At 72.3% G+C, this 25,249-nt stretch carries 23 protein-coding genes; 19 read left to right on the top strand and 4 right to left on the bottom strand.

What is annotated here, in order from left to right; genetic code table 11:
* Positions 1–169: 169 nt before the first annotated feature.
* The 12 genes from BJ999_RS24840 to BJ999_RS24785 all read left to right on the top strand — a co-directional run bounded on the left by BJ999_RS24840 (position 170) and on the right by BJ999_RS24785 (position 14,387).
* On the top strand, positions 170–916 hold the full coding sequence (locus BJ999_RS24840; RefSeq protein ID WP_179835521.1) for an alpha/beta fold hydrolase: 747 nt from the start codon (positions 170–172) through the stop codon (positions 914–916).
* A 221-nt stretch (positions 917–1,137) separates the two neighbouring features.
* Positions 1,138–1,899: an IclR family transcriptional regulator domain-containing protein gene (locus BJ999_RS24835; RefSeq protein WP_218936083.1), complete on the top strand. Its 762-nt coding sequence runs from the start codon at positions 1,138–1,140 to the stop codon at positions 1,897–1,899.
* A gap of 29 nt (positions 1,900–1,928) precedes the next feature.
* Complete coding sequence (locus BJ999_RS24830) at positions 1,929–2,819, top strand: alpha/beta fold hydrolase (protein ID WP_229810372.1); 891 nt, start codon at positions 1,929–1,931, stop codon at positions 2,817–2,819.
* A gap of 84 nt (positions 2,820–2,903) precedes the next feature.
* Positions 2,904–3,791: a sugar phosphate isomerase/epimerase family protein gene (locus tag BJ999_RS24825; RefSeq protein WP_179835520.1), complete on the top strand. Its 888-nt coding sequence runs from the start codon at positions 2,904–2,906 to the stop codon at positions 3,789–3,791.
* Positions 3,788–4,417, top strand: a complete 630-nt coding sequence (locus tag BJ999_RS24820; protein WP_179835519.1) for a nuclear transport factor 2 family protein — start codon at positions 3,788–3,790, stop codon at positions 4,415–4,417. Before BJ999_RS24825 ends, BJ999_RS24820 begins: the two co-directional genes overlap by 4 nt.
* Positions 4,410–5,489, top strand: coding sequence for a maleylacetate reductase (locus BJ999_RS24815; RefSeq protein WP_179835518.1), 1,080 nt, complete (start codon positions 4,410–4,412; stop codon positions 5,487–5,489). Before BJ999_RS24820 ends, BJ999_RS24815 begins: the two co-directional genes overlap by 8 nt.
* Complete coding sequence (locus tag BJ999_RS24810) at positions 5,486–6,370, top strand: dioxygenase family protein (protein WP_179835517.1); 885 nt, start codon at positions 5,486–5,488, stop codon at positions 6,368–6,370. The genes BJ999_RS24815 and BJ999_RS24810 overlap by 4 nt, the downstream gene beginning before the upstream one ends.
* The gene (locus BJ999_RS24805) at positions 6,367–8,013 is read left to right on the top strand and encodes an FAD-dependent oxidoreductase (protein ID WP_179835516.1); all 1,647 of its coding nucleotides are present in this window, start codon (positions 6,367–6,369) and stop codon (positions 8,011–8,013) included. The genes BJ999_RS24810 and BJ999_RS24805 overlap by 4 nt, the downstream gene beginning before the upstream one ends.
* Positions 8,013–9,335: an amidase gene (locus BJ999_RS24800; RefSeq protein ID WP_179835515.1), complete on the top strand. Its 1,323-nt coding sequence runs from the start codon at positions 8,013–8,015 to the stop codon at positions 9,333–9,335. Before BJ999_RS24805 ends, BJ999_RS24800 begins: the two co-directional genes overlap by 1 nt.
* Before the next feature lie 110 nt (positions 9,336–9,445).
* The gene (locus BJ999_RS24795; protein ID WP_179835514.1) at positions 9,446–10,264 is read left to right on the top strand and encodes an SDR family NAD(P)-dependent oxidoreductase; all 819 of its coding nucleotides are present in this window, start codon (positions 9,446–9,448) and stop codon (positions 10,262–10,264) included.
* Between the two features lie 192 nt (positions 10,265–10,456).
* Positions 10,457–11,737, top strand: coding sequence for a sensor histidine kinase (locus BJ999_RS24790; RefSeq protein WP_244983809.1), 1,281 nt, complete (start codon positions 10,457–10,459; stop codon positions 11,735–11,737).
* Between the two features lie 187 nt (positions 11,738–11,924).
* Positions 11,925–14,387: a SpoIIE family protein phosphatase gene (locus tag BJ999_RS24785; protein WP_179835512.1), complete on the top strand. Its 2,463-nt coding sequence runs from the start codon at positions 11,925–11,927 to the stop codon at positions 14,385–14,387.
* On the opposite strand, the gene BJ999_RS24780 is transcribed toward BJ999_RS24785, so the two are convergent.
* Complete coding sequence (locus tag BJ999_RS24780; protein ID WP_179835511.1) at positions 14,350–14,910, bottom strand: Lrp/AsnC family transcriptional regulator; 561 nt, start codon at positions 14,908–14,910, stop codon at positions 14,350–14,352. The two genes, BJ999_RS24785 and BJ999_RS24780, sit on opposite strands and share 38 nt — an antisense overlap.
* Positions 14,911–15,010: 100 nt before the next feature.
* Here BJ999_RS24780 and BJ999_RS24775 point away from each other — a divergent pair, with 100 nt between their 5' ends.
* From BJ999_RS24775 to BJ999_RS24745, 7 genes are all read left to right on the top strand, one after another.
* On the top strand, positions 15,011–16,021 hold the full coding sequence (locus BJ999_RS24775) for a threonine ammonia-lyase (protein WP_179835510.1): 1,011 nt from the start codon (positions 15,011–15,013) through the stop codon (positions 16,019–16,021).
* The gene (locus BJ999_RS24770; protein WP_179835509.1) at positions 16,018–16,806 is read left to right on the top strand and encodes an NAD(P)-binding domain-containing protein; all 789 of its coding nucleotides are present in this window, start codon (positions 16,018–16,020) and stop codon (positions 16,804–16,806) included. Before BJ999_RS24775 ends, BJ999_RS24770 begins: the two co-directional genes overlap by 4 nt.
* An 850-nt stretch (positions 16,807–17,656) precedes the next feature.
* The gene (locus BJ999_RS24765; RefSeq protein ID WP_179835508.1) at positions 17,657–18,499 is read left to right on the top strand and encodes a hypothetical protein; all 843 of its coding nucleotides are present in this window, start codon (positions 17,657–17,659) and stop codon (positions 18,497–18,499) included.
* A 370-nt stretch (positions 18,500–18,869) separates the two neighbouring features.
* Positions 18,870–19,037: a hypothetical protein gene (locus tag BJ999_RS24760; protein ID WP_179835507.1), complete on the top strand. Its 168-nt coding sequence runs from the start codon at positions 18,870–18,872 to the stop codon at positions 19,035–19,037.
* Positions 19,038–19,576: 539 nt separating this feature from the next.
* Entirely contained in the window at positions 19,577–20,095 is a 519-nt protein-coding gene (locus BJ999_RS24755) for a thioredoxin domain-containing protein (RefSeq protein WP_179835506.1), read from the top strand.
* A gap of 2 nt (positions 20,096–20,097) precedes the next feature.
* Positions 20,098–21,924, top strand: coding sequence for an ABC transporter ATP-binding protein (locus BJ999_RS24750; RefSeq protein WP_229810373.1), 1,827 nt, complete (start codon positions 20,098–20,100; stop codon positions 21,922–21,924).
* Entirely contained in the window at positions 21,921–22,400 is a 480-nt protein-coding gene (locus tag BJ999_RS24745; protein WP_218935207.1) for a S26 family signal peptidase, read from the top strand. Before BJ999_RS24750 ends, BJ999_RS24745 begins: the two co-directional genes overlap by 4 nt.
* Before the next feature lie 308 nt (positions 22,401–22,708).
* On the opposite strand, the gene BJ999_RS24740 is transcribed toward BJ999_RS24745, so the two are convergent.
* From BJ999_RS24740 to BJ999_RS24730, 3 genes are read right to left on the bottom strand one after another with little or no spacing between them, the layout of a single operon-like run.
* Complete coding sequence (locus BJ999_RS24740; protein WP_179835505.1) at positions 22,709–23,356, bottom strand: 3-oxoacid CoA-transferase subunit B; 648 nt, start codon at positions 23,354–23,356, stop codon at positions 22,709–22,711.
* Between the two features lie 2 nt (positions 23,357–23,358).
* Positions 23,359–24,054 (bottom strand): 3-oxoacid CoA-transferase subunit A, encoded by a 696-nt coding sequence (locus BJ999_RS24735; RefSeq protein WP_179835504.1) that lies wholly within the window; start codon positions 24,052–24,054, stop codon positions 23,359–23,361.
* Positions 24,051–25,247 (bottom strand): thiolase family protein, encoded by a 1,197-nt coding sequence (locus tag BJ999_RS24730; protein WP_179835503.1) that lies wholly within the window; start codon positions 25,245–25,247, stop codon positions 24,051–24,053. Before BJ999_RS24730 ends, BJ999_RS24735 begins: the two co-directional genes overlap by 4 nt.
* Between the last annotated feature and the right edge of the window lie 2 nt (positions 25,248–25,249).

Raw genomic sequence — 25,249 nt, 5'->3', positions numbered from 1 at the left:
CTCGCGATCAAAGTGTGCGGTATCCGCACGACTGTGCGCATAGTACGCACCGCCTGACCAGGGGCGCAATAGGCGAACGGCAACCGGTCCACGCTTGTGCGCATGATGAACAGTCGTGCGCCATGGTAACGTCGCTGCTCATAGCCTTCCGATGTGGCGGAAATGGCGCTTGACGAGCGAGGTGATGCCGATGGTCGGCAGCGAGCCGCCCACCCTGGTGCTGGTCCACGGGGCCTGGCACGGCGAGTGGGCATGGGACCTGGTCGTCCCGCCGCTGAACGCGGCCGGAGTGCGGACCCACGCGGTGCGGCTGCCCGGCCTGGGCCGCGCGCCCGGCCGCCACGACCTGCGCGGCCACACGGAGTTCCTGCGGGCGGAGCTGGCCGGCCTGCCCGGCCCGCTCGCCCTGTGCGCCCACTCCTACGGCGGCGCCGTGACCACCGAGGCGGCGTACGGGAACGCCGCGGTCACCACGCTGATCTACCTCAGTGCGTTCCTGCTGGAGGTGGGCGAGTCCTGCGCGGACGCCAACCAGCCGGCGCCCGTCCCGCCCGACCCCTCGCTCGCGCCGGTCGCCGAGGGCGGCTATCTGAGGGTTCCGGAGGCGGCGGCCCACCACATGTTCTTCGGCGACTGCCCGGCGGAGGAGGCGAAGGCCGCCGCGGCGCGCCTCACCCCCGAGCACGTCGACACGGTCGGCGCCCCGGTGGCGCGGGCGGCCTGGCAGACGATCCCGTCCACCTACCTCGTGTGCGCCCGCGACCAGGCCCTGACGCCTGAGGCGCAGCGGCGCATGGCCCGGCGCGCCACGTGGCGGACCGAGATCGACACCGCCCATTCCCCGATGCTGTCGCGCCCGCACGAGCTTGCGGCGCTGCTCGCCGAGGCCGCCCGCCGGACGGACCGCGATGTCTGAATCGGTCGGCGGACGGGAGAGCGCGGCACCGTATTGTTGGGGCCGTGTCACGGGCGGGACGCCCCCGGACGGACCAGTATCAGCTCATCACTCGGCGGACAAGGAGCGTGGCAACGGTGGCACGTACCGGCGTGGACGAATCAGGGCAGGCCCCTCGCCGAGAGGGTGCTCGGCGCGAGACGTCGCGGCGCGGGGAGCGGCCGGCCTACTTCGTCCAGTCCCTGGAGCGCGGGCTCGCCGTCATCAGGGCGTTCGACCACACCAGGCCGCGGCTGACCCTGGCCGAGGTCGCGAAGATCACCGGGCTGGACCGGGCCGCGGCCCGCCGTTTCCTGCTGACCCTGGTCGACCTCGGCTACGTGTCGTTCGACGGACGGCTCTACTCGCTGCGCCCGCGCGTGCTGGAGCTGGGCTACGCCTTCCTGTCGAGCCTCAGCCTGCCCGAGGTCGCGCTCACCCATATGGAACCGCTGGTGGCCGAGGTCCATGAGACCAGCTCGCTCGGCGTGCTGGACGGCCAGGAGGTCGTCTTCGTCGCGCGGGTGCCGGTCAAGCGGCTGATGGCCATCCCGATCATGGTCGGCAGCCGGTTCCCGGCCTACCCGACGTCCATGGGCCGGGTGCTGCTGGCCGGGCGTGGCCCGGAGTGGCTCGAGGAGTACCTCGCCTCGGCCGAGTTGAAGCCGCTCACCGACCGCACCGTCACCGACCCGGACCGGCTGCGCGAGATCATCGCGCGGGTCGCGGGGGAGGGCTACGCGATCGTCGACCAGGAGATCGACGACGGCTCGCGGTCCATCGCGGTGCCCGTCCACGACGCGTCCGGGCAGGTCGTGGCCGCACTGAACGTGTCGATGCTGTCCGGCCGGGGCACCGCCGAGACCATGCTCGACTTCCTGCCCGCCATGCGGCGGGCGGCCGAACAGATCGAAGCGGACCTGCGTCCCGGCCCCGTCGGCCAGGGGATCGGCCTCATCGGGTAGGCGGGACCGGGTCCGGAAGGGACACCTCCGTGACCGATTCCCCCTCCACATCCGCAGGCTCCGTCACCTCGAACCGCGCCGACCTGGGCGACGTCGGGATCCACTACCGGCGTTGCGGCTCGGCCGGACGGCTCCTGGTGCTGCTGCACGGCTGGCCGCAGACCGGGCACTGCTGGCGCCACCTGATGGAGCCGCTCGCCGAGCGGTACACGGTGATCGCCCCCGACCTGCGCGGGTACGGCCGGTCCGGCACGCCCGGCGACGGCTATGACAAGCGCACCACCGCGGCGGACCTTTCGCGGCTGGTCCGGGCGCTCGGTTTCGCGTCCGCGGACGTCGTCGGCCACGACCGGGGCGCCCGCGTGGCGCACCGCTGGGCCCTGGACCGGCCGGCCGACATCGACCGGCTCGCGCTGCTGGACGTCCTGCCGACCCGCGAGGTCATGGCGTCCATCGACCGGGACTCGGCGGCGGCGCTGTGGCACTGGTTCTTCCACCTCCAGCCCGATCTGCCGGAGCTCCTCATCTCGGGGAACGTCGAGGCGTACCTGAGGCACTTCCTGGAGCGGCAGTGCTTCCGCCCCGGCGCGATCGGCGAGGAGGCGATCGCGGAGTACGTGGCCGCGTTCAGCCGTCCCGAGTCGCTGCACGCCTCCCTGGAGGACTATCGCGCCGGGTTCCGCGAGGATCTCGCCGCCGACGAACGGGACGCCCAGGAGGGCAGGCTCGTCACCCAGCCGCTGCTTCTTCTGTGGGGCGCCCAGGGCGGGCTCGGGCACGCCGACGTGACGGGGATCTGGTCCCGGTATGCCGAGCGGGCTTCCGGTGCGGCGATCGAGGACTGCAAGCACTTCCTCCCCGAGGAGCAGCCCGCCGAAGTGCTGCGCCACCTGCGCGGATTCCTTTCCGCCTGGGCCTGAACCGGGCGGTCGCCATTGCCGCCGGGCCGCACTGGTGGTTATTATACGCACAGATGTGCGATATGCGCACAGATTGGAGGGGGCATGGTTCCCGGACACGCGCTCACGCTCTGCGCGATGACGGTGCGCGGAGCGTCGTTCACCGAACGGCTCCGGGCCGCGGCCACGGCCGGATTCGACTCGATCGGGCTGTCCCTCGCCCAGTACCGGGCCGCGCTCCAGGAGGGGCTGGACGACCGCAGGCTGCGCTCGCTGCTCGACGGCCACGGCCTGCGCGTCGCCGAGATCGAAGCGCCGTGGGACTGGGCGGCCGACGGCCCGCCGCGGGCCGGCGGCGCGAGCCCGGACGCCGACGGCGCCGCGGGCACTCGCGAGAACGGTGACCTGCTGTTCCACGCGCTGGAGGCGCTCGGCTGCGAGCAGTTCAACGCGGTGGCGTTCACCGCGTACCCGCAGGGGCACCTCGTCGAGCGCTTCACCGCGCTGTGCGCCAGAGCCGCCACCGTGGGTGTGCGCGTGGCCGTGGAGTTCATGCCGTTCAGCGAGCTGCGCACGCTGCCCGACGCCTGGCGCCTCGTACGCGAGTCGGGGGCGCCGAACGCCGGGGTCCTCCTCGACCACTGGCACTACGTCCGCTCGGGGGGCACACCGGACGAGCTCGCGGCCGTGCCCCCCGAGCGGATCCTCTCCGTGCAGCTCAACGACGTGCGGTGCCGTGACGGCCTGCCCCCTGGGAAAGCCCGGGACCGGGACGACCTGCGCGAGGAGGCCCGCCATCGCCGCCTGCTCCCGGCGGCCGGGGCCGCCGGGTTCGTCCGGCTCCTCCGCCGTCACGGCGTGTCCGCGCGCATGTCCGTGGAGGTCTGGTCGGACGACCTGGAGCGCATGGGGCCCGTCGAGGCGGCACGGCTGGCGTACGAAGCCGCAGACAGGGTCCTGACCGAGACCGCACGACTGGAGGGAACCGCATGAGGGCCGATGCCGATCAGGCCGAGATCAGACGACTCATCGAAGACTGGGCCGTGTGGCGCGACGCCGGTGACTGGGACAGGTTCGCGACGGTGTGGCACCCCGACGGTGTCATGCAGGCCACCTGGTTCCAAGGCGGCTACGAGGCGTTCATCGAGGTCAGCAGGCAGGGCTGGGAGCGCGGCGTGCGCATCTGGCACTTCCTCGGCGGGACGTCGGCCGACATCGCGGGCGACCGGGCGGTCGCCCAGACCAAGATGACGATCACGCAGCGGGCCCTCGTCGACGGCGTCGAGTGCGACGTCGTGTGCACGGGCAGGTTCTACGACCTCCTCCAACGGGACGGCCGCCGGGACGACGTCGACGGACGGCACGGCGGGTGGGCGCTGGTGCTCCGGCAGCCGATCTACGAGCGGGACCGGATCGACCCCGTCGACCCCGGAGCCCGCCCCGTCCTGGACGCGGACCGGCTGCGCGGCCTGCCCGAGGGGTACCGGCATCTGGCCTACCTCCAGACCGGGCTCGGGTACCAGGTCAAGATGGATATGCCGCAGCTCACCGGCCCGCGCGTCGAGGCCCTGTACCGGCGGGGCGCCGGCTGGCTTCACGGCGGGAGAGCCGATGACTGACCGGTTCGTGCACGAGCAGGGCGCGTCGCGGGTGGTGTTCGGCGTGGGCGCGCTGGACGGGGCCGGTGACGAGGTCGCGCGCCTCGGCGCGCGCCGCGTCCTGCTGATCTCCGATCGGCACAGCGCCGCGCACGCCGAGGCCGTCGCGGGGCGGCTGGGCGGCCGGGTCCGCGGCCGGATCACACGGACGGCGACCCACGTCCCGGGCGAATCCGCCGACGCGGCCTCACGCGAGGCCGCCGCGCACGGCGCCGACCTGCTGCTCTGTGTCGGGGGCGGCTCGGCGACCGGGCTGGCGAAGGCGGTCGCGCTGCGGACCGGGCTGCGGATCGTCGCGGTCCCCACCACGTACGCGGGCAGTGAGATGACCCCGATCTGGGGCCTCACACGGGACGGTCGCAAGGAGACCGGCCGCGATCCCGCCGTGCGGCCCGTGACGGTGATCTACGACCCCGCGCTGACGACACGCCTGCCGGGGAGGCTGTCCGCGGCCAGTGGCATGAACGCGCTCGCCCACCTGGTCGAGGCCGCCTACGCGCCGCGACTCTCCCCGCTCACGGCGGCGGTCGCCGACCAGGGGATACGCGTTCTGGCGAAGGCTCTGCCGCGCGTCGTGACCGACCCGGAGGACATGGCGGCGCGAAGCGACGCGCTCCAAGGCGCATGGCTGGCCGGATGGGTGCTGGGCACGACCGCGATGGGCCTTCACCACAAGCTGTGCCACGTGCTGGGCGGGTCCTACGGCCTGCCGCACGCCGCGACCCATTCGGCGCTGCTGCCGTACGTCACGGCGTTCAACCGGCGGGCGCCGCGGCTCGGGCGGGTCGCGGAGGCCCTGGGAGCCGCCGACGCGGCGACCGGTCTGTGGGAGCTCCGGACCTCCATCGGCGCGCCGGCGAGCCTGGCCCAACCCGGATTCGGCACCGCCGATATCGACCGGGTCGCCGGGCTCGTGGCGGCGGAACCTCCGGCCGGCCCGCGCCCGGTGGAACCCGCCGGGGTGCGTGCGATCCTGCGGGCCGCCCTGGACGGCGCGCGCCCCGTGACCACGGGGGACGGGGACGCACCATGAGCCACGACGAGCCGATCGCCGAAGACCTGACCCGTACGGTGCTGGCGCGGATCGCCGCCACCCCCGACGAGCGGCTGCGCGAGGTGATGGCCTCGCTCGTACGGCACCTGCACGCCTTCGCCAGGGACGTCGGGCTCCGGGAGCCGGAACTGATGGCCGCCGTCCGGTTCCTCACCGAGACGGGCCGCACGTGCACCGAGGACCGGCAGGAGTTCGTCCTGCTGTCCGACACCCTGGGCCTGTCCAGCCTGGTCGACGAACTGGGCGGGGCGGGCGCCGGCGGCGCCACCCCCTCGACGATCCTCGGCCCGTTCTACGTGCCGGACGCACCGCTGCGAGCGTCCGGGACGTCCATCGCCGACGTCGACCTCGGCGGCGAGCCGCTGCTGGTGGACGGCGAGGTCGCCGACACCGCCGGCCGGCCGCTGGCGGGTGCCGTCGCCGATGTCTGGCAGACCGCGCCCAACGGCCGCTACGACGTCCAGGACCCCGACCAGCCCCGGCACAACCTGCGCGGGCGTTTCCGCACCGACGCCGAGGGCCGGTTCTCATTCCGGACGGTCCGGCCCGTCAGCTATCCGATCCCCGACGACGGCCCGGTCGGACGCCTGCTGCGGGCCACCGGACGGCACCCCTGGCGGGCCGCGCACATCCACGCGATCGTCTCCGCACCGGGCCACCGGTCCGTCACCACGACGGTCTTCGACGCCGAGGACGGCTACCTCGGCTCGGACGCCGTCTTCGGCGTGAAGCCGGAGCTGGCGCGGACCTTCGAACGCGCACCCGGCGGCGGCCTGCGCCTGACCGAGCGCTTCACGCTGGCGCCGCTGGCGCCGCCCGCCCAGAACGAACGCCCCATGGCGAAAAGGAGCTCCCCGTGACCCGACCTCGGCATTTCGATCTCGTCGTCGTCGGCGGCGGCCTCGGCGGCGTCGCCGCCGTCCTGGCCGCCGCGCGGCTCGGCCTGCGCAGCGTGCTGGTCAGCGAGAGCGACTGGATCGGCGGCCAGGTGTCCAGCCAGTGCATCCCGCCGGACGAGCACCCGTGGATCGAGTCGGTCGGCTGCACCCCCGCCTACCGCCGGTTCCGCGACCGGGTGCGCGCCTTCTACCGGCGCAACTATCCGCTCAACGCGGCGGCGCGGCACGCACCGCTGCTCAACCCGGGTTCGGGGAACATCGGCCCGCTCAGCCACGAGCCGCATGTGGCGTGCCTCGTCCTGGAGGAGATGCTCGCACCGTGGACGAGCCGCGGAACGGTCACCGTGCTGCGCTCGCACCGGCTGGCGGCGGTGTCGGCGGACGGCGACGAGATCACCTCGGTGCTGGTCCGCGGGTCCGAGGGCGAGGAGGCCGAGCTGAGCGGCGACTACTTCCTCGACGCCACCGACCTCGGCGATCTCGTCGGGATGTCCGGCGCCGAGCATGTCTTCGGGGCTGAGAGCGCGGCCGAGACCGGCGAGCCGCACGCGCTGGCCGGCCCCGCCGACCCGTACGACCAGCAGGCGATCACGTGGGCGATGCTGCTGAGCCTGCACCCCGGCACGGACAACACCATCGAGCGTCCGGCCGACTACGCCGAATGGCGCGAGCACCGTCCTCCCGAATGGCCCGGACCGCTGCTGAGCTGGGAGGTCAGCGACCATGTCACGCACCGGCCCCGGCGCAGACCGCTGTTCACCGACCGCCCGGCCGCAGGCGGCGTCCGGTACGACCTCTGGCACGCCCGCAGGGTCCTGGACGCCGCCCATCTCGACACGGAGTGGGCGGACGTGACCGCTGCGGCGTGGCCGATGATGGACTACGCGCGGTTGCCGCTCATCGGCGTGGACGAGCCGACCCGGGAGCGGGCGTTGCGCGAGGCGCGGCAGCTCTCCCTGTCGTTCCTGTACTGGATGCAGACGGAGGCGCCCCGGCATGACGGCGGCACCGGATATCCCGAGCTGAGGCCGCGCGGCGATCTGACCGGGACGCCTGACGGGCTCGCGAAGATGCCCTACATCCGCGAGAGCCGCCGCATCCGGGCCGAGGTCACCCTGGTGGAACAGCACGTCGGGGTGGAGGCCCGCGCGGGCCTGGAGGGCGCCGAACGGTTCCCCGACAGTGTCGGCATCGCCGCGTACCGCATCGACGTGCACCCGTCCACGGCGGGACGCCCCACGATCGACATCGACACCTGGCCGTTCCAGATCCCGCTCGGGGCCCTGATCCCGGTCCGGATGCGCAACCTGCTGCCCGCAGCCAAGAACATCGGCGCGACCCATCTGACCAGCGGCGCATACCGCGTGCACCCGGGGGAGTGGACGGTCGGCGAGGCGGCGGGCGCGCTGGCGGGCTTCTGCGTGCGGCGCGCTGCCCGCCCGTCCCAGGTCAGGGCGGACGAGATGCTGCTGGACGAGTTCCAGACGCTGCTGTCGGGCACTCTCGGCGTCGAGCTGGAATGGCCCCGCTACCAGGCGCTCGCCCCGCGCCACCGCTTCGGGTACGTCCAGCAGGCGCCCGCACCGAGCGAGCGGACCGCCTGATGCCGACGGCGCCCTTGCACGCCCTCCTGGCCCGGCACGGCGGCGCCGCCGGTCTCGCGGCCGCCGTGCGCGGCGGCGAGGTCGCGGCCGCGGAGCCCGTGCGGGCCGCGCGGGAGCGGATCGCGGCGCTCGACCCGGCGCTGCACGCGTTCACGCAGGTCCTCGAAGCGACCGGCCCGGCGACCGGCGGCGGGTCCGGGCTCGAGCTGGCGGGGCTGCCGGTCGCCGTGAAGGACAACATCGACGTCGCCGGCACGGTCACCACGCTCGGCCGTCCCGTCGGCGAGCGCCCGCCGGCCGCGCGCGACGCGGAGGCCGTCGCCCGGCTCCGCGGCGCCGGCGCGGTCGTCGTCGGCAAGACGAACCTGCCGGAGCTGGCCAGCCTGGCCGTGACCGTCAACGCCCACCACGGCGACGCCCGCAACCCCTGGGACCCGGACCGTACGGCCGGCGGTTCCAGCGGTGGTTCCGCCGTCGCGGTCGCGTCCGGCATGGCCGCCGCCGCGCTGGCCACCGACACCGGCGGGTCGGCGCTCATTCCGGCGGCGCTCACCGGCGTCTGCGGGTTCCGGCCCACCCACGGGCGGATCGGCCTCGACGGCGTCGCCCCGCTGAGCCCGTCCATGGACACGGTCGGCGTGATCGCTTCGCACCCTGCCGACATCGCCGCGGTGGTCCGCGTCCTCGACGGCGAGACCGGCGAGTCGCCGGCGGCGCCCGGCCTGAAGGGCCTGCGGGTCGGCGTGCTCACCGGCTGGTTCCAGGACGAGGCGTCCGACGGCGTGCTGGCCAGGGTGCACCAGGCCGTGCGGGGGCTCGTCTCGGCCGGGGCGTCGGCCCGTCCCGCCGAGACGCCCTCGGCACACCTCGTCCTGCGGCACGCGCGGACCATCTACCGCGCCGAGACCGCCGCCTCGTTCGCGGGCCTCGTCCAGCCCGGCCGGTCGTACGCGCCCGCCGTGGAGGCCCGCCGGACGAACCCGCACGGCCCCGCCGACCTCGCCCGCGCCCGCGCGTTCCGGGAGGCGTGGCGGGCGGAGCTGCTGTCGGCGTTCGCGGACGCCGACGTGCTGATCGCGGCCACCACGCCCATCACCGCGCCCCGCCTCGACGCCCCCGAGAACGAGGCCACGACCGCGCTGATCCGCCACGCGTACCCGTTCTGCCTCGCCGGGGTGCCGGTCCTGTCGGTCCCGGCGGGCCTCGACGGCGGGCTGCCCGTCGGGCTGATGCTCGCCGCCCCGCCCGGCGAGGACCACCGGCTGCTCGCACTCGGCGCCGTGTGCCACGACGCCGGTCTGTTCACCCACAGCGACACCTGAGAGGGCACCATGCACGTCTACTCGCACGAGACGACCGATCCGGTCCGCGAACCCGAAGCGATCGTCCTGTGGTCGCCCCCTGCCGTCCGCACTCGGGTCCGCGTCGTGGCGTGGCCGACGTCCTGGGCCCCGCTCCGATGAGCGCCGGACGGATCGCGATGATCACCGGTGGCGGCGGTGACATCGGCGGTGCCATCGCCGCCAGGCTCGTCCCGGACGGCTGGACGGTGATCGTCGCCGACCGCGACGCCGCCGCCGCCCGTACCGTGGCGGACGCCCTTTCGGCGGACGCCCTGTCCGCCGACACCGCGTCCCCGGGCGCCCGCCGCGTGCACGCCCGCCGCGTCGACGTGGCGGACCCCGCCGACGTCGAGGCCTTCGTCACCGCGGCCGCGACGGAGTTCGGCCGGATCGACGCGGTCGTGTGCGCGGCCGGTATCGAGCCGCCGCAGGACCTGGCCGCGATCGACGTGGCGTCGTGGGACCGCACCCAGGCCGTCAACCTGCGCGGACCCGCTCTGATCGCGCAGGCGGCGCTGCCCTGGTGGACCCGGCAGCGCTCGGGCTCACTGGTCAACATCGGGTCCCGCACCTGGCTCGGCGGCGGTCATCCCGGCTATGCGGCCTCGAAGGCCGGGCTGGTCGGCCTCACCAGGTCGCTGGCGCTGGAACTGGCCCCCCTCGGCGTTCGGGCCAACGCGGTCGCACCGAGCTTCGTGCGCACCAGGTTCAGCGAGCAGCGGGGCGACGAGCGGATGCTGCACGACTACGCCGAACGCGTGCGCGCCGCCACCCCCATGGGCGAGCTGATCCGTCCGGAGGACGTCGCGAACGCGGTCGCCTTCCTGGTCTCCGACGAGTCCGCCCGCATCACCGGCGAGGTCCTCCACGTCTGCGCCGGCTCCCAACTTCCCCTCTTCCTCGGCTGACCGGGAGCCGGACGCGACCCCGGACGCCGAGAGGCGGCTCGTTCTGGCCTTGATCCGTTGCCGCCTGCGGGTGATCTTGTCCTGGGCGGGTGCCGGGCGGCCGCGCCGCCGCGCTGTCGCGAGCCCTTGGCGCTGGCTTGGGGGCATTTCGACTCTTTGTTGGGCGTTGGTTGCCCGCAGTGTGGATAAGGAATGAAGGTGGCCGAAGTCGACTTTTCGGCGATCTTTGAGGCGTCGCCAGTGGCGGTCTCGATCCTGTCGTCCGCATGGGTGTACGTCGCGGTGAACTGCGCCTATGAGCGATTGACGGGCTGGTCACGGGAGCAGTTGGTCGGCCGGAACGTGTTCGAGGTCTTTCCGGGCGGGGCGGCGGGGCGCAGCGCCGACCAGCTGCGCGCGTCGCTGGAACGGGTGGTGGAGATGGCCGAGGTCGACACCATGCCGCTGCAGCAGTACGACACCGAGGAGCCGGGACGGCCCGGGGTCTTTCACGAGCGATACTGGACCATCCTCAACGCCCCGGTGCTGGGGCCGGACGGGCGGGTGGCGCTGATCATCAACCGGGTGGAGGAGGTGACCGGCTTCATCCGGGAGCTGCGCGAGGCCGACAGCGGCACCGGGCTGCAGCCGCAGGCGCTGGCCGCGCGGACAAGAGCGATCGAGGCCGAGCTGTTCGTGCGGGCCCGTGAGCTGCAGGAGGTCAACCAACGGCTGCGGCGCGCCGAAGCACGCGAGCACCGGGCCGCGGTGGCGGCACAGCAGGCGTTGCAGCATCAGCGGCAGGTGGTCGCCGATACCTCCCATGACCTTCGCGGTCCGCTCGCCGGGCTGCGGACCCGGTTGGAGGTCGCCCTCACCGACCCCGACGCCGACTCCCACCAGATCCTGCACTCCGCACTGTACGACGCCGAGCGTCTCGGCGATATCGTCGCCGACCTGCTGGAACTGGCCCGGTTGGAGGCCAATGCCCCCTGGCGGACGCAGGAGGTCGACTTGGCGCACCTGGTCCGGGCCGAGACCGACCGCCGGGCCCAGGGCCCAAGACCCCCGGACCTCACCGTCGACCTCGCCGTCGGCGTCATCGTGGACGCCTCACCCGTCCGGCTGACCCGCTTGTTGAACAACCTGCTCGACAACGCCGAGCGCCACGCCCGAGCCCGCGTCGACGTCACGGTCGCCCAGCAGCAGGGGAAGGCGGTGCTGGAGGTCACCGACGATGGGGCCGGCATCCCCGTCGACGAACGCGAGAAGGTCTTCGATCGCTTCTACCGGCGTTCCGACGCCCGTCGAGCCGATCCCGAAGGCACCGGCCTGGGCCTGGCCATCGCCCGCCAGATCGCCCAGGGCCACCACGGCGACCTCCACATCGCCGATCATTCACCGGGCACCCGCTTCACACTGCGGCTCCCCCTTCACGACCCGGGCAGCGCCGGCGGCGTCATCGCCGGCGGCAACGCCCCCAACGCTGGATGAGCGGGCCGCCGCCGCGCGGCGGCCCGCATCCGCCCCTCGGCCGATTGTCGGGTTAGTGAGGAAATTGCGACCGAGATACCCCTTTTTTACTCTAAAGTCCGTTATGGTTTACTTGCCCCCAGAAATAGTTTGGGGACATTGAGCTGCGGCAGCCTGCGGAAGATTCCCCAAAAATCTGGACGCGATAATGGACGCGCACATCAGCGGCCCTCAGGGCGGAGAAGAGGAATCGGGCCCTGCGGTCGCCACGGCAGTCGTGGACGAGCAAGGGCTGGTGGCGGCCTGGAGTCCCGGTGCCCAGCGGCTGCTGGGGTACACCGCCGAAGAGGTGATGGGACGTCCGGCGTCCCGTCTGCTGGCAGCGGCTTCTCCTTCGCCGGATCTGTGGCGGTCGCCCCGTCCCGCTCCCTGGAGCGGGAAGGTTCCGCTCTGGCACAGGGACGGCGGGCGGGTGACGGTGGAACTGCTCGCCTACCCCGGTCACGACAGCCGCGGCAGGGATGAATGGCTTGTCGTGTCCCTCACCACCCCGGAGATCTCCACCGCCGACTTCGGAAACCAGGATGACGCGCGCCTGCTTGATCTGGCGTTCGCCCAGTCCCGTTTCGCCATGGCGATCCATGACAGGGACCTGCGGCTCGTCAGAGTCAATGACGTCATGTGCAGAAGGATCAACCTCACGGAAGCCGAAGTGCGCGGACGCCTTTTGAGAGACGTCCTTCCGGGGCCCCACTGGAGGCTGCTGGAGCAACACCTGCGCCATGTGCTCGACACGGGGCAGCCCGTGCACAGGGAGACCTACCGGCGAGTCCCAGGCGAGACCCGCGAGCGCAACTGGTCGGTCTTCATGTCCCCGCTCAATGACCGGGCAGGACGGACACAAGCCGTCTGGGTGGGCGTCCTTGACAACACGGAGCAGTACCGCGCACGGCAACGTCTGACCATGCTGAGCGAGGCCAGTACCCGTATCGGCACCACCTTGGACGTCACCGAAACCGCCCAGGAACTGGCCGACATGGTGGTGCCCCATTTCGCCGAACTCGCCATCGTCGACCTGCTCGAAGCGGTGCTCGTCGGCGACGAACCGGACCCAGGGCCGCTGACCGACCAGATCGCGCTGCGGAGCGTGGCACGCCGGTCCGCCTTCGACGACGGGACGGGCGTGGATCAAAGCGGCCTCGGCCTGCGTCCCGAACTGTGGCCGCCGGCCCGCTGCCTGGCCACCGGCCAGGCGATCCTGATGAACGTCGACGACCCCGAAGTCGTTGCGGCGGCCGCTCGCCACCCCGCGTGGGCGGAAGCCATCGACCGGTACCGACTGCGCTCGATCCTCTCGGTGCCGATACGCGCTCGCGGCGTCACCCTCGGCGTCGCCGCCTTCGTCCGGAGCGAGTCCGCAGAGCCCTTCGAGCCGGACGACGTGCTCCTGGCCGAGGAACTCACCGCCCGGGCGGCCGTCTCCATCGACAACGCCCGACGCTACACCCGCGAGCGCACCACCGCCCTGACACTTCAGCGCAGCCTGCTCCCGCACCGCCTCTCCGAGCAGTCGGCCGTGGAGGCCGCCACCTGCTATCTGCCGGCCAGCTCCCACGTCGGTGTGAGCGGGGACTGGTTCGACGTCATCCCGTTGTCCAGCGCACGGGTAGCGCTCGTCGTCGGTGATGTCGTCGGCCACGGCATCCACGCCTCCGCCACCATGGGACGGCTGCGGACCGCCGTGCGCACCCTCGCCGACGTCGACTCCTCTCCCGACGAGCTCCTCACCCGTCTCGACGATCTCGTCAGCCGGTTCTCCGCCGAGGAGGCCACCGGCGCTCACGACGAGGCGGAGAACGAGGTGGGCGCCACCTGCCTGTACGCCGTCTACGACCCCGTGTCCCGCCGATGCACGGCCGCGCGCGCCGGCCACCCTCCACCCGCGCTCATCGCGCCCGACGGCTCGGTCGGCTTCCTCGACCTGCCCGCCGGCCCGCCCCTCGGCGTCGGTGGCCTGCCCTTCGAGAGCACCGAGGTCGAACTGCCGGAGGGCAGCGTCCTGGCCTTCTACACCGACGGCCTCGTCGAGTCCCGCGATCACGACATCGATGTCGGGCTCGAACGCCTGCGTCGGGCCCTGACCCGCCGCTCATCGTCCTTGGCCGAGACCTGCGACAGCGTCTTCAACGCCGCCCTGCCGGACAGCCCCGTGGACGACGCCGCGCTCCTCGTCGCCCGCACCAACGTCCTGAGCGCGGACCGATTCGCCAGCTGGGATCTGCCCGCCGACCCGGCCATCGTCGCCGAGACCCGCAACCTGGTGACCGAACGGCTCACGGAGTGGGGCCTCGACGAGGCCGTCTACGTCACCGAGCTCATCGTCAGCGAGCTCGTGACCAACGCCATCCGCTACGCCAGGGGGCCGATCCAACTGCGCATCATCCGGGACCGGACGCTCATCTGCGAGGTCTCCGACGGCGCCAGCACCGCCCCGCACCTGCGCCGTGCCCGCCTTCTCGACGAAGGAGGGCGCGGCCTCCTTCTCGTCGCGCAGCTCACCCAGCGCTGGGGAACCCGCCACACCCCCCGCGGTAAGACCATCTGGACCGAGCAGCCTCTCACCGGAACCGGCGTCAGTGATCTTCTGGATCACTTCGACGACCTGGAGTGAGCCCGCGGGGGAGCGGGTCATGGCCGCCCGTCCCGTGACCCGGCGCGGGAAGCGGGAGAGCCAGGCCGGTCTTGACGGTGTCGAAGACGACCAGGGTCTCGTAACGACTGATGTTGTCGTCCGCCTTGAACAGGCGGTCACCGAGCCGGCCGCAGTCGCGCATGCTGCGCGCGGCCAGGACGACCACGTAGTCCCATGGTCCCGCGACCCGGTAGCACTGCTGGACCTGCGGGTTCGAGCGCATCCGGTCGGAGAAGATCCGATGGTGCTCGAACGATTCCTGGGCCAGGGTGACCAGCACCGTGGCGAGGACGGTGGGACCGAAGCGGTGCGGGTCGAGGACGGCGACCTGCCCGGCGATGAGGCCGTCCTTGCGGTAGCGGGCGATCCGCCGCTGGACGGCGCTCGGTGAGAGCCCGACCTGTTCGCCGAGGTCGTGCAAGGTGCGTCCGGCGTCGTGCTGGAGGAGGTCCAGCAGCAGGCCGTCGATCTCGTCCAGACGGGGTGGCGGCGATTCGGGCATGCAAGATTATTGCGTTGTGGCGCGAAAATTCTCAATCGCTTCGATCGGGAGTTCGATTAGCGTCGGCCAGGTCCCCGAGCCACCCGAGGAAAGGCGGCGTATGGATCTGGAAGTTGCGCGGATCGAGAAGGCCCTAAGGGTGATCGATCCGGTGTTCCTCAACACCCCGCAGTACCTCGACGAGCAGCTGTGCCGGGCGCTGGGCGGCCGCGCGGTGACGGTGAAGCTGGAGACGGCCAACCCGGTGCGCAGCTTCAAGGGCCGGGGCGCCGACCTGATGCTGAGCACAATGGCCCCCGGCACTCCGGTGGTGTGCGCAAGTTCGGGCAACTTCGGGCAGGCCGTCGCCTACGCGGGACGGGCCCGCGGGATGCCGGTCGAGGTGTTCGTGCCCGAGACGGTCAATCCCGCCAAGCGGGAGCGGATGGAGACCTTCGGCGCCCGGGTCGTCACGGCGGGGGCCGACGGCTCGTCGGCGCGGAGGGCCGCAGCCGCCCATGCCGAGAGCCATCCTGACCGGATCCACCTGCAGGACGGCCTGCAGGCCGCGATCGCCGAGGGCGCCGGGACGATCGGAGTCGAGCTGACCCGTGGCGCACCGGGCGCTTCGGGCTTCGACGCCGTCGTACTCCCGGTCGGCGACGGCGCCCTGATCAACGGCGTGGCACGCTGGATGAAGCAGCACGCCCCCGGCACCCGGATCGTGGGGGTCAACGCCGAAGGCGCTCCCTCGATGCTGGAGAGCCTGCGCGCCGGCCGCGCGGTCCGCCTCGACCGCGCTCGCACCTTCGCCGACGGGATAGCGGTGTGCGGCCCGCTGGAGGCGTCGGTGCGGCGAGCCCGCGCCCTGGTGGACGAGATCGTCCTGGTGAGCGACGAGGCCATCGCCGCCGCCATGGAGTTGGCGGCGCGCACGCTGGGGATCGTACTGGAACCGGCGGGGGCGGCCGGCCTGGCGGCGATCGCCGAGGGTGTGGTCGCCGGCGACCGGTCGGCGACGGTGCTGACCGGCGCCAACCCCCGTCCCGAACAGGCGGGGGAGCTGGCGGCCCGGCTCACCCGCACCGCGCAGGCGTCGAGTCTCGCCGGACGCATGAAGGAGAAGACATGAAGCGCATCGGCATCATCGGGGTGGGAGAGATCGGCCGAGCCATCGTGGACGGCCTGTACTACCGGGGCGACGATGCGCCCGAAGTGTTCCTCTCCCCTCGCGGAGCCCGCACCGCCGCGGAGCTGTCCGAGCACTACGAAGGCGTGCGGGTGTGTCCCGACAACCAGGCGGTGGTGGACCGCTCCGAGATCGTGATCATCGCTGTACGCCGTCCGGACCGGCACGAAGCACTCGCCGGCCTGGTGGTGGCCGACGACAAGATCGTGATCAACGTGATGGCCGGCGTCGGCGGCGACGACCTGCGCAGGACACTGGCCACCGACGCCCCGCTCGTAAGGGCCATCCCGCTGCCCGCCATACGCGAACGCCGCTCCGTCACGGTGACGTACCCGTCCCACCCGGTGGCGGACTCCCTTTTCGAGCACCTGGGCGGGGCGCTCCCAGTCGCGGACGAGGCGGCCTTCGACGTCTTCTCCGCACTGACGGGGACGCTGACCACCCACTACTCCTACCTCGCCGCGCTCACCTCCTGGGCCGTCGGCCACGGCATCGCCTCCGACGACGCGGAAAGCTACGTGCGCAGTCTCTTCCAGGGGGTCGGTCGTGCCCTGAACGACGAGACCCGGACCCTGCAGCAACTCGCGGCCAACCATGAGACCCCGAAGGGGAACAACGAGCGCATACGCACCACCTGGTTCACCCGTGCCAACTCGGAAGCCCTCGCTCAGGCTCTCGATGACCTCCTCGCCGGCCTGAGGGGACAACGGGGCAGCGTTCGGCGATAACCGAAGCTCCGGAAGTCGTCTCGCAAACGAGCGATGGGGAAAGACGCACACCCGACCTCGCACGCGTGCTGAGCACGAAAGGCAGGTCAGGATCTGAACCCCGGTTTCGCACCCCACGAGGTCAGGAGGACTCGGGGCTGGGCGTCTCCTCGGTCGGCGCCCCGCTCGGGCCTGGGGGCGTCGGGCCGATCGGCTCGGGATCCTCAGTGGCGGGGCGCAGAGAAAACCTCATGTCAGTGTTCACGCCCAACGCGATCTCGAACTCGCAGACCGTCCTGCCGTCCCGTCCTCCGCACGGGCCTGTCCACACGTTCTGCTGGGTCGACGGATCATAGACGGTGTGGCCGCCGGTAGGCGCCAGGATCACGGGGGTCACGCCATTCACCAAATAGCGGCAGGAGTCGTAGCAGGTTCCTGAACTGGGAGTATCGGCCGTCGTATTCGTTCCTCCCCTGAGGGAAATTCCACCCGTCCCCGCCACCGCCACGTTGATCCAATATTCACCGGTGCCGGGCTGGACGGTGATCGGTCCGGCGATCACTCTGGGCGGTCCCGTTCCAGACGACGGCTGGGGACTCGCGCAGGCCGGCGGCACCACGTCGCCACCCACGTCCGGTCCGCAGGAGGCGGACGGACTCATCGAGGAGGCGCCCCCCGCGCCCGGTCCCCGACTCGGCGGTTCGTCTTTGTCAGAGGAGCCGCAGGAGGCGATCAAAGTGGCGACCAGGACAAAGCCGAACGCACGGAAGCTCTGTAACATGAACGCCCCCATTTTCAACGCCCCGTATGTCTAGAATACCCAGAAGGCTTTGCTTGCACTAGGGGAAACATCAGAACGCAAGGGGTCTCCATGGCGGGTGAGGCCAGGGCCGGGGCCGAGCGGGTCGTCGGAGTGATCACGGCGAACATCTCCCTGGCCGTGGGAGCGCTGTTCTACATGGGCTGGTGCTACACCAATGCCGTTTACGGATATTTCCGAGTCAATCCGCTCGATTTGGAGATCGGTCCCACCGAGTACGTCCTGCGCAGCGCCGGGACGGTCTTCTCTTCCACGCTGGTGTTCGGAGCGATCGTCTGGCTGATCGTCACCACGCTTCCCCAGCTGCGGCTGACGGAGCTGATACCCGGGCGAGCAGTACCCGGCTTCGTTCGCAGACCGCTACACCGGGCGGCGGCCCTGGCGGGCGACCCCCTGGCCCGGCAGCGGGCCGGGCTGATGCTGCTGCTCGCGGCGGGCGCGCTGGTGATCCTGTCGGTGACCAGGATCACCGACAACCTCTACCTGACGCTGGCACTGACGGCGGCCGGGGTGCTCCTGCTGACCCGGTCGGCCGGCACAGGGGCGTACGCGGTGGGGCTGATCACGGCGGCCGCGTGCGCACTGTGGGCTACCGGCGTGTACGCGAAGGACGAGGGGACCGCCGAGGCCCATGAGATCACCAGGGGCCTTCGGACGCGCACCGCTGTGGTCGTCTACACCACAAAGCCCCTCGCCCTGTCCGGACCAGGCGTGACGGCCGAGCGGCTACCGAAGGGGAACATGTACGCGCAGCGCTACCAGGGACTGCGGCTCCTGATCGGCCGCGCCGGGCGATACTACGTACTGCCGGTCGGGTGGCGTCCCGGGGTGAACGCCACCTATCTGCTCAGGGAGAGCGACAGCATGCGCATCGAAATCCTCCCCGGCTCCTGACGCCCCGGCCAGGGTTCGACCTCCTGTGGGCCGCCCTTGCCCAGATGCAGTCTCCCGGTGCCGTGCCCGACGGAACACCAGCCCGCATAGCGCGCTGGAGGCCGATCGGCCGGCCGTCGCCGTGGAGCAGCAAACACAGGAGTTGTTGATCACTAACACCGTGACGTTCATCAAGATGACACAAAGATCATCATGTCGTTCGCCGGGGGTTGCGGTGCTCGCGGTGCCGGGGGTGATACTTGGGCCAGCCCCCGTGCCGGGGAGTAATCCGGAGAAGAAATGGCGCCGGCCGCGGACTTCAGCGCGCGCACGGCCCGGTGACGATTTCCTTCTCTCCGGAATTCTCTGGCCATGACGAAAAGGAGATGCGATGAGCCGTCTCATCGACCGTGCGCTGGAGCGCATCGTCCCGAAGGCCACCGGATCGGCGTGCAGCGGCACCTACTTCTGCAACGCCGCCGGGCACCCCGGCTACTGGTACCGGTTCTGCTGCCTGGACTCGGGCTGTAGCTGGACCAAGATCCGCAGCAGCTGCTGACCCGATCCGGCGGCGACCACCGGGCGGCGGTGCGGCCGCGCCGCCGCCCGGTGGGCGAAGGGCTCTCCATGGGCCACGTGCCGGTGGCCTGCCCCGGCTTGTTCGCCCTGGTCCTCGCGGTCTTCAGTGGGAACACGTGTGCGCGCTCCTCTCGGCCGGCCCGCGCCCTGGCGCGTTCGGTGGCGGCGGGCGTCGTCGGGGCCGAAGCGGCGGTGCCGGTACTGCCGGCCTCGCCCGCCACGGAGGCCGGTCTGGCGCTCGGCCGGTCTGCCGCTGGTCCCCGTCCAGCGCCGCTATCGCCCGCGCGCTCGGCAAAGGCGACTGCGATCACGCCGCTGACTCGGCGCCGCCGGAACGCCATTCGGCCCTTGTTAGCCTCCGTAATTCGGCGCTTGTGCTCATCGTGATTCGGGTGCATCGGAACCGGCCGGTCGGACGCCGGTCGGCCGGAATGGCGATCGCGCGACCGCCGGTCCGGTCGCGGTGATTCTGGTCATCTCATTCGACTCCATCGTCGAACTCTTCGCTAGGAATCTCTGATGCCATTTCTTGCGGCGGCCGTCGTGCTGCTCGGTGTCCTGTGCCTGCTGAACCTGCTGCTGACGGTCGGCATCCTGCGCCGGATGCGGGAGGACGCCCTCCGGTCAGCGGGCGACGCCGACGGCCTGTTCGCCTTGGAGCCCGGCGCCCCCGTGGGGGAGTTCGCGGCGGTGACCATCGACGGCGACCCGGTGACGCACCGCGACCTGACCGGCATGGTCGGGTTCTTCTCCGCCGACTGCGAGGCGTGCCACGATCTCCTGCCGTCCTTCGCCGGCCGAGCTCGCGACCTGGGCACGGAGCACGTCCTCGCGGTGGTCGGCGGCGACGCCCCGGGGGTGGTGGCGGCCCTGCGGCCCGTCGCCAGGGTGGTGCTCGCCGATCTCGACGGCGGCCCGATGGCCCGCGCGTTCCAGAACGAGTGGACCCCCGCCCTCTACGTGGTCGGCGAGGACGGGCGGATCGCCGCGACCGGCACTCGGATCGACCGGCTCCCGGTGCCGGCCGGCCGGGGCTGAGCGTGTCCGACGCCCCGGCGCCGGACCGGCGGATCGGGCCGCGCGAGCTGCGCGCCTCGGCCGCCGCGACCATGTCGCTGATCGGCCGGGCCGCCCCCCTGCGGGTTCCGCTCTTCCTGGCCGTCACGCTGGCGACGGCCGCGACGCCCGTCGTCACCGCCTGGCTCACCAAACTCGTGATCGACCGGCTGACCGCCTCGCACGGCCCGGTCGCGGGCCTGGCGCTCGGACTGGTCGCCGCGGGGACGGCGGGCGCGTTCCTGCCGCTCGCCGCCCACTATGTGCGGTCCCAGATCGGCCGGGCGGCCGGAGCGGCCGGCACCGACCGGCTGTTCGCCGCCGCCGAACGCCAGGTGGGGCTGCGCGCCTTCGAGGACCCTGCCTTCCAGGACAGGCTGCGGCTCGCCCAGCAGTCCGTCCAGCGCCTCCCCGAGATCGTGGACGGCTTCGGCGGGGCGCTCGGCGGGCTGCTGTCGCTGATCGGCTTCCTGGCCTCCCTCGCGGTCCTCAGCCCGGTGATGACAGGGCTGGTGCTCGCCGCAGCCCTGCCCGCCCTCGTCGCCGAAGTCCTGCTCACCCGTCGGCGCTCGGCCGTGGAGTGGAGCATCGAGCGGTACCACCGCCGCGAGTTCTTCTACGGCCAGCTGCTCACCGGCACGGCCGCCGCCACGGAGGTCCGGCTGTTCGGGATCGGCGCGTTCCTGCGCCTGCGCATGATGCGCGAGCGACGGGACGCCGACAGGGCCACCCGCCGCATGGACCTGCGCGAGCTGCGCACCCAGGGCGGGCTGACCACGGTCAGCGCCGCGGTGACCGGCGCCGGCCTCTGGTGGGCGGTCGGCGCGGCCCGCGACGGCGCGCTCAGCGCCGGGGACGTCACCATGTTCCTGGCCGCGGCCGCGGGCGTGCAGACCGCGCTGGCCGGGCTCACCACGGCGGTGTCCGGTGGCCAGGCACGGCTGCTGGCGTTCGCCCACTACGTCGCCGTCGTCGGCGCCGAACCCGACCTGCCCCGCGCGGACGGTGCGGACGCGCCGCCGCTTCGCCGCGGGATCGAAGTGCGCGACGTGTGGTTCCGCTACGGCGACGACCACCCCTGGGTGCTGCGCGGGCTGGACCTGACGATCCCTCACGGCGACGCCGTGGCGCTCGTCGGCCTGAACGGCGCCGGCAAGAGCACCCTGGTCAAGCTGCTGTGCCGGATGTACGACCCGACCCGCGGGCAGATCCTCTGGGACGGCGTGGACCTGCGCGACATTCCGCCCGAAGCGCTTCGCGCCCGGATCAGCGCGGTGTTCCAGGACCACATGAACTACGAGATGACCGCCCGCGACAACATCGCCCTCGGCGACCTGGCGTCCCTGGGCGAGCCGGGCCGGGTGGAGGCCGCGGCCGCGCTCGCAGGCGTCCACGACCGGCTGGCCGCCCTGCCCCGCGGCTACGACACCGCGCTCACCCGTATGTTCGCGCTCGGCGAGGCGGACGAGACGACCGGCGTGGTGCTGTCCGGCGGGCAGTGGAAGCGGGTCGCGCTGGCCCGGGCGCTGGTCCGCGAGGGCCGGGACCTGATGATCCTCGACGAGCCCGGCGCGGGCCTGGATCCCGAGGCCGAGCACGAGGTGCACGCGCGGATGCGCGAGCATCGCCGAGACCGCGCCAGCCTGCTCATCTCGCACCGGCTGAGCGCCGTCCGCGATGCCGACCGCATCGTGGTCCTGCGGGAGGGACGCATCGTCGAGCAGGGCACGCACGCGGCGCTGATGGCCGCCGACGGCGGTTACGCCCGCCTCTTCCGGATCCAGGCGTCCGGCTACCAGGAGGTCACGTGATCCGCGCCGCCCTCGCCGCCGGGGCGCTCACCGCGGCCGGGCTGCTGGTGCTCGCGGCACGCCGCGGCCTCCTGCTGACCACCGTGGACGGGACGAGCATGGAACCCGCCCTGCGCTCGGGCGACCGGATCCTGGTGCGCCGTACCCGGCGGGTCCGGCGCGGCCAGGTGACCCTGCTGCGTCCCGACGACCGGCCCCGCACCACGCTGCTGCTCAAGCGGACCGTGGCCGTCCCCGGCGACCATGTGCCCGCCGGCTGGGCCGACCCGGACGTGGCGCGGATCGGCGGCGCGCCGGTGCCGCCGCACACGCTCGTCGTGCTCGGCGACAACCGCCCGGCGAGCTGGGACTCGCGGCACTACGGATACGTCCCGCGTCACCGCGTCGTCGGCGTCATGCTCTGTCGCCTGTCCGGCCACTGTCCATCCGCGGCGAAAGCCCGCCCCGACGAGGCGAGCAACAACTCGGCCGCTTGACCGAGCGGGCACGTGTCGTGGAGCCGGCCCCCGGTCACGCACTCGTGCGGGCCTGCCGAGGCCCGCACGAGCACTGCCAGGGCCGACCCGTCGGCGCGTCAGCGTGTCGTAGAACGCGGCCACGCGGATCGGCCCTGGACGTGCGGATCCAGGTGCGGCAGGTGTTCGGGCAGTGCCTGCACGGCGCAAGGGGCAGGCGATCGGAGCGCGATCGGGACAGGATGCCCGACGAACGTCGGGCGACTTCGGAGACGGTGACGTGCCGCTGGCATCGGTGAAGGCGGACACGCTCGCGGCGACCGGCGGCGTCAGGCGGTCGTGAGGGGGACCGGGAGCCGGTCGCGCAGCTCGCTGACCGTGACACCGAAGGTCTCGCGGACCGCCGCCCCGTCCGGGCCGACGTCGATGACGGCGACGTCGGTGTAGACCCTGCTGACGCAGCCGGTGCCGGTCAGCGGGTAAGTGCAGGCGGGCACCAGCTTGGAGCGGCCCTTCTTGTCGAAGAGCGTCATCATCACGAAGACCTGCTTGGCGCCGATGGCCAGATCCATCGCACCGCCGACGGCGGGGACGGCGTCGGGGGCACCGGTGTGCCAGTTGGCGAGGTCCCCGGTGGCCGAGACCTGGAAGGCGCCCAGCACGCACACGTCGAGGTGGCCGCCGCGCATCATGGCGAAGGAATCGGCATGGTGGAAGTACGACGCTCCGGGCAGCTCCGTCACCGGGACCTTGCCGGCGTTCGTGAGATCGGGATCGACCTGATCGCCGACCGCGGCGGGGCCCATGTTGAGCATGCCGTTCTCGGTGTGGAGCACGATGCCCGCGCCGTCGGGGAGATGATCGGCGACCTTGGTGGGCCGGCCGATGCCGAGGTTGACGTACGAGCCGGCCGGGATGTCGCGGGCGACGACCTCGGCGAGCTCGTCCGGAGTGAGGGGACCCGTGGTGAGGGGCATGGTCAGCGCGCTCCTTGGACGGTGTAGTGCCGCTGCTCGACCGGGACGACGCGGTCGACGTAGATGGCGGGCGTCACGACCGCCTCCGGGTCGAGGTCGCCGACGGGGACGATGCCGGACACCTGCACGATCGTGGTGGTCGCGGCCGTCGCCATGACGGGGCCGAAGTTCCGTGCGGTCTTGCGGTAGACGAGGTTGCCCATCGTGTCGGCGCGATGGGCGCTGATCAGCGCCACGTCGCCCTTGATCGGGTACTCCAGGACGTGGACGCGCCCGTCGATGGTCCGGGTCTCCTTGCCCTCGGCCAGCGGGGTGCCGGCGCCGGTCGGGCAGTAGAAGGCGCCGATGCCCGCGCCGGCCGCGCGCATCCGCTCGGCGAGACTGCCCTGCGGCACGACCTCCAACTCGATCTCTCCCGCCCGGTACAGACCGTCGAACACGTGGGAGTCGCTCTGCCGGGGGAAGGAGCAGACCACCTTGCGCACGCGCCCGGTCTTGAGCAGCGCGGCAAGCCCGACGTCGCCGTTGCCGGCGTTGTTGGACACGATGGTGAGGTCCTTCGCGCCCTGCCGGATCAGCCCGTCGACGAGGTCGAACGGCATGCCCGCGAAGCCGAAGCCTCCGACCAGGACGGTGCTGCCGTCCTCGATCCCGCGGACGGCGTCGTCGACGCTTTCGAGAATCTCCGTCCGGCTCATGCCCCGGCCTCCGTGCCCCGCTGGTCCAGGTTCTCCAGGACGACGGCCAGGCCCTGGCCGACGCCGATGCAGATCGCGGCGACGCCCCAGCGCTCGCGGCGCTCGCGGAGCACCTTCGCGAGCGTGCCGAGGACGCGGGCGCCACTGGCCCCCAGCGGGTGGCCGATCGCTATCGCGCCTCCCCGGGTGTTGACGATCTCCGGATCGATACCCCAGGCGTCGACGCAGACGAGCGACTGCACGGCGAAGGCCTCGTTGAGCTCGACCGCGCCGACCCGGTCCCAGCCGATCCCGGCCCGCGCCAGGGCGCGCTCGGCCGCCTCGACCGGGGCATAGCCGAAGTCCTGCGGGTCGAGCGCGAACGCGCCACGTCCGGCGATGCGGGCGAGGGGGTCGAGGCCGATCAGGTCGGCGGCGGCGGCCGAGCCGAGCAGCAGGGCGGCGGCGCCGTCGCTCAGCGGCGAGGCGTTGCCGGCGGTGATGGTGCCGTCCGCGCGGAAGCTCGGCCCGAGCCCGGCCAGCTTCTCCATCGAGGTGTCGGCGCGGACGCCCTCGTCGCGCTCCAGTTCCCCGGTGGGCACGACGAGGTCGTCGTAGAAGCCCTCGTCCCAGGCGGCCGCCGCGAGACGGTGGGAGCGCAGGGCGAACGCGTCCTGGCGCTCCCGGCTGACGGCGTGCTTCTCCCCGAGCCGCTCGTTGGCCTCGCCGAGCGAGACGGTCCACTCCTCCGGCATGCGCGGGTTCACCAGCCGCCAGCCGAGTGTGGTCGACACCGCGGCGAGGTCCCCGGGCGGGAAGCCCCTGGCAGGCTTCGGCAACACCCACGGCGCCCGGGTCATCGACTCGACTCCGCCGGCCACCACCACGGCGGCGTCCCCCGACTCGATCGTCCGGGAGCCGCTCATCGCGGCGTCGAGGCTGGACCCGCACAGCCGGTTGACCGTCGTGCCCGGCACGCTGGTCGGCAGCCCCGCGAGCAGCGCGGCCATCCTGCCGACGTTGCGGTTCTCCTCGCCCGCACCGTTCGCATTGCCCCAGACGACCTCGCCGACCGCGGCCGGGTCCAGCCCGGGCGCCCTCTCCAGCAGCGCGGTGAGCACACCCGCCGCGAGGTCGTCCGGCCGAACGCCCGACAGCGCGCCGTTGAACCGCCCGAACGGTGTACGGACGGCGGAGTACAGAAAGGAGCTCATGG

The sequence above is a fragment of the Actinomadura citrea genome (assembly GCF_013409045.1).
GTDB classification, from domain to species: domain Bacteria; phylum Actinomycetota; class Actinomycetes; order Streptosporangiales; family Streptosporangiaceae; genus Spirillospora; species Spirillospora citrea.
This window is presented reverse-complemented; position numbering and strand designations above follow the sequence as displayed.

Excerpts from the sequence above, each read along its gene's own strand:
- BJ999_RS24765 (WP_179835508.1), top strand. The coding sequence starts at position 17,657 with ATGGCGGGTGAGGCCAGGGCCGGGGCCGAGCGGGTCGTCGGAGTGATC.
- BJ999_RS24770 (WP_179835509.1), top strand. The coding sequence starts at position 16,018 with ATGAAGCGCATCGGCATCATCGGGGTGGGAGAGATCGGCCGAGCCATC.
- BJ999_RS24785 (WP_179835512.1), top strand. The coding sequence starts at position 11,925 with ATGGACGCGCACATCAGCGGCCCTCAGGGCGGAGAAGAGGAATCGGGC.
- BJ999_RS24800 (WP_179835515.1), top strand. The coding sequence starts at position 8,013 with ATGCCGACGGCGCCCTTGCACGCCCTCCTGGCCCGGCACGGCGGCGCC.
- BJ999_RS24810 (WP_179835517.1), top strand. The coding sequence starts at position 5,486 with ATGAGCCACGACGAGCCGATCGCCGAAGACCTGACCCGTACGGTGCTG.
- BJ999_RS24790 (WP_244983809.1), top strand. The coding sequence starts at position 10,457 with ATGAAGGTGGCCGAAGTCGACTTTTCGGCGATCTTTGAGGCGTCGCCA.
- BJ999_RS24735 (WP_179835504.1), bottom strand. The coding sequence starts at position 24,054 with ATGAGCCGGACGGAGATTCTCGAAAGCGTCGACGACGCCGTCCGCGGG.
- BJ999_RS24760 (WP_179835507.1), top strand. The coding sequence starts at position 18,870 with ATGAGCCGTCTCATCGACCGTGCGCTGGAGCGCATCGTCCCGAAGGCC.
- BJ999_RS24825 (WP_179835520.1), top strand. The coding sequence starts at position 2,904 with ATGGTTCCCGGACACGCGCTCACGCTCTGCGCGATGACGGTGCGCGGA.
- BJ999_RS24820 (WP_179835519.1), top strand. The coding sequence starts at position 3,788 with ATGAGGGCCGATGCCGATCAGGCCGAGATCAGACGACTCATCGAAGAC.
- BJ999_RS24780 (WP_179835511.1), bottom strand. The coding sequence starts at position 14,910 with ATGCCCGAATCGCCGCCACCCCGTCTGGACGAGATCGACGGCCTGCTG.
- BJ999_RS24775 (WP_179835510.1), top strand. The coding sequence starts at position 15,011 with ATGGATCTGGAAGTTGCGCGGATCGAGAAGGCCCTAAGGGTGATCGAT.
- BJ999_RS24815 (WP_179835518.1), top strand. The coding sequence starts at position 4,410 with ATGACTGACCGGTTCGTGCACGAGCAGGGCGCGTCGCGGGTGGTGTTC.
- BJ999_RS24755 (WP_179835506.1), top strand. The coding sequence starts at position 19,577 with ATGCCATTTCTTGCGGCGGCCGTCGTGCTGCTCGGTGTCCTGTGCCTG.
- BJ999_RS24730 (WP_179835503.1), bottom strand. The coding sequence starts at position 25,247 with ATGAGCTCCTTTCTGTACTCCGCCGTCCGTACACCGTTCGGGCGGTTC.
- BJ999_RS24740 (WP_179835505.1), bottom strand. The coding sequence starts at position 23,356 with ATGCCCCTCACCACGGGTCCCCTCACTCCGGACGAGCTCGCCGAGGTC.